Below are 3516 nucleotides of genomic sequence, written 5' to 3' on the forward strand. Positions count from 1 at the left end.
GTTTTGTATGACCAAAATCAACCTGCATTTGTTCTCCCATTGGCTGGTCAGGAATAGCTTCATAATTCCGTGGTAGAGTCTCTTTCTCTATTCTATATTCAGTACGTAATTCTCTAACGTAGGCACGAACCGTGCTCTCGCCAATCTCCAGTGATTCATACCTTTCCTGTAACCAATCTTGCACTTGTGCTGCTGACATATCAGGATGTTCTCTCAGCCAGGATAAAATTAACGCTTTGTAAGGATCTAACTTTTTCTCTCTCGTTTTTATACTTTCTACCCATTCAGCCATCTCCGGAGGAGACTTCTGCAGGTTGCGATACACCGTTGATCTTGATACCCCCAACTTTTCTGCGCCCTCCATTGATGTGTGTATAATCTTAAATATCATACAATGGGAGAGCTATATATTTTACTGGTATATTTGGGTAAATAAGTGTTTCTTCTAATCTAGCGGAAACTGTCTACTTTAGTTTAGCAGGCACACCTGTATTACGGTTACGTTGTTTACGATATATTGTAATGTTGTAGATATGTAAATGGTGCATCCAAGTTTAACGAGGGCTTGGGTGTTATTTTTTAATATATTGAAAAATATTACAAAATGCTCCATAATTAGGATAATAAATATATGGGGGTTGAAAGAGATGAAGAAATACTTTTTTGTTTTATTTACTGCAATGTTATTAGTTTTATCTGCATGTGGCGGATCAACAGAAAGTAAAGATTCAGCCAGCAAAGAAAGCAACAACAGTGACGAGAGTAACGAAAGTACAGAATCAAACGGTAACGAAGATGTATATTTTAAAGATAACGAAGCTAAGATTGAAGATCTAAAAATTAATATAACAGAAACTAAGGTTATACCTGCTGGAGAACCAGGGAATGAATACGGAGAAAAACCAGTATTCGCTATTTGGTATGAAACGACAAATTTTACTGACAAAGAAATAGACCCATCAACAGCTTGGATTTCGGTATTCACAGCAATACAAGATAATGATCCAAATGCAGTAAATGAGTTAAATGTGGGAGATTTACCAGATGATAGTCATCTAGATTCACAAATGGAAAATATAAAGAAAGATGGTACAGTAGAAAGCTCTATCGCTTACGAATTAGATGATTTAGAAACTCCTGTAACCTTAGTAGCGAATCAAGGTGTTGCAGGTGATGAGTTAGGTAGACAGGATTATGAAATAAAATAAAATACAAGTAAAGGCACTCAGTTAATTGGGTGCTTTTTTATATTACAAAACAAACTTAATTAACATCTTGGGTGGGTGATGATGTAGTGGCAGAAACTCATAAACTAGCTGAAAAAGATTATTTCAAAGGCATGAAATACAAAGACATTGCTGCTAAACATGGTGTATCTATTAACACAGTAAAGTCATGGAAACGCAGGTATGGGTGGCAACGAAAAAAGGGTGCACCCAAAGAAAAAAATGTGCACACAAAAAAAGTAGGTGCCCCTAAAGGCAGTAAAAATGCTTTAGGTAATAAAGGCGGTGCTGCACCTAAGGGGAATAGCAATGCTGTCACTCACGGTTTATTTGCTAAATATCTACCAGAAGAAACACTGGATATAGTGAATGATATTGATAGTATTTCTCTGTTGGATATTTTATGGATGAATATCAAAATGCAGTTCGCTCAAATTATGAGGGCGCAACAGATTATGTTTGTTAAAGATCAGGATGATTTAACGAAAGAACTAAAGAAATCGAAGTATGAAGTCATTTCATGGGTGAGGAGATCAAGCAAGTTCCAATTGAAGAAGAATATGAGTTGCAATTCGCTTGGGATAAACAGGCGAATTTTTTTAAAATTCTCCGTGCGATGGGCGAATTGCGAAGTATGCTAAAACAGTTTTATGAGTTGGCCCATGCAGATGATTATAGATTACTGGAGCTTGAGAAGATGAATTTAGCCATCGATAAGACTAAAGTTGAAATTGATAAGTTAGGCAGCGGTGATGATGATAAACCAATCGAAATTATGATTAAGAGAAAAGAGTGAGATTTTATGCAAAAACTACCAGATATATTTTATTTTCATCAAGGGGAAACGTTGATAAATCAGCGATGTATAAAATCATGCATAAATGATAATTCTTATAAGTTTTCAAAACCATATATCAAGAGATTCACAGATTATTAACTTCCTAAAACTGTTGTTATGTAAACCAAAAATGAATCTATAGTAGAGCACAGAATAATAGCTATCATTTTTCTTGGAAAGCCTTATCATTTCTTTTAAAATGGTTAGTGAGTGACTTGTGAAAATAATTTGTAAATTGAGTTTAGCGGACTCTTTTTCTAGCAGTTTTAATAATCGTTTTTGTGCATCAGGATGTAAAGAGGCGTCTAACTCATCTATACATAAAATGCCACTCTTATATTTATCTAAATGAGAAATATTTTTAAAAGATAAAATTGCATTTATTATACCACTTAGACTATCCTGACCGATTGATTGGGTCAAAATACTCGAATTTGAAGACATAACATAAAGTACATTATAATTAATTTTGGGTTTGTAAGATTCGTATAAATCAACATCTGATAATTTTATAGAATTGGGTAAAACTGTATTATACATTCTTACGTAGTCTTCTAATAGAGCTTCATTATCCTCTATATTTTTTCTGTTGTTAACCTTTGTAATGTTCTTTAATGACGAGTCAGATTCCCCAAAAGGTAATAGTCTATTCATGCTTACAAAAACAGTTGGTATAGGTACTCTTGCAGAGCCTGTAATACCAGTTTGTTTTTCAATAGACTCGCTAATTTTATCATTATTTATACCATTGGAATCTACTGTTCTAGGAACAAGTTTTAGTTTCTTCTGGTTCGGATGAGAAGTTCTTACTCTTTTTCGGACATCAATATTATTATAGTTATATTTAATAATAGCTTCATAATATTCATTAGATTTCCTGGCGTCTAAGTGTTCTTCTTTGTTTAGTATGAAATGGTCTCTAAATTCTGGATGAAAGTCTTTATCATTTATAGTTCTAAAAGATTTTGTTCCAGAACCATTGGCGATTATTCCCAGTAGAGTCGATTTACCAATTCCATTTGCACCTGATATAAGAGTTAATCTCGGAGAAATATTGAATGTGACGTCCTTAAATTTCCTGAATTTTTTTATGTACACTTCTTTTAACATTTTATGAGACCTCCAACCTTATAGAATATTTAAAGTCATAGCTTGTTGTATAATTTTACCACATATTTCTGTTTGTTTGGGTAAAATTGACTACTTGAAGGGGGATTTTAATAATTAGAGATCTTTCATTATGAGGTAGTTTTTCCACTTTGAACCATACAAATGTTCTAAAGGTGATCTTATCATGAAAGGATTACTTAATCGTTCTGCGGAAAATAAGCAAAAAATCATTATCTTTTATGTTAGTGAATTTCATAATTATGAGCCTTTGTGGCTCAATGGGTTTAAGACATAAAAAATGGAGTACCTCCCCAAGTCTAGTATAATGGTAAGTGACCAAAC

At 33.4% G+C, this 3516-nt stretch carries 4 protein-coding genes and 1 pseudogene; 3 read left to right on the forward strand and 2 right to left on the reverse strand.

Features of this window, described 5'->3' with window-relative positions; translation table 11 throughout:
- A pseudogene (locus tag ABDZ84_RS02360) lies at nucleotides 1–346 on the reverse strand (IS21 family transposase); the annotation flags it as partial.
- Nucleotides 347–647: 301 nt separating this feature from the next.
- On the opposite strand from ABDZ84_RS02360, the gene ABDZ84_RS02365 reads away from it, so the two are divergent.
- The 3 genes from ABDZ84_RS02365 to ABDZ84_RS02375 all read left to right on the forward strand — a co-directional run bounded on the left by ABDZ84_RS02365 (nucleotide 648) and on the right by ABDZ84_RS02375 (nucleotide 2022).
- Entirely contained in the window at nucleotides 648–1208 is a 561-nt protein-coding gene (locus ABDZ84_RS02365; RefSeq protein WP_343779830.1) for a DUF5067 domain-containing protein, read from the forward strand.
- Nucleotides 1209–1294: 86 nt separating this feature from the next.
- Nucleotides 1295–1867, forward strand: coding sequence for a phage terminase small subunit (terS, locus tag ABDZ84_RS02370; RefSeq protein WP_343779833.1), 573 nt, complete (start codon nucleotides 1295–1297; stop codon nucleotides 1865–1867).
- On the forward strand, nucleotides 1861–2022 hold the full coding sequence (locus ABDZ84_RS02375) for a hypothetical protein (RefSeq protein ID WP_343779836.1): 162 nt from the start codon (nucleotides 1861–1863) through the stop codon (nucleotides 2020–2022). The genes terS and ABDZ84_RS02375 overlap by 7 nt, the downstream gene beginning before the upstream one ends.
- 105 nt (nucleotides 2023–2127) lie before the next feature.
- Here the strand turns inward: ABDZ84_RS02375 and ABDZ84_RS02380 are convergent, their stop codons facing one another.
- Entirely contained in the window at nucleotides 2128–3174 is a 1047-nt protein-coding gene (locus ABDZ84_RS02380) for an ATP-dependent nuclease (protein ID WP_343779839.1), read from the reverse strand.
- Between the last annotated feature and the right edge of the window lie 342 nt (nucleotides 3175–3516).

Origin of the sequence: Virgibacillus salarius, assembly GCF_039521925.1 — a bacterium.
GTDB classification, from domain to species: Bacteria; Bacillota; Bacilli; order Bacillales; family Amphibacillaceae; genus Virgibacillus; species Virgibacillus salarius.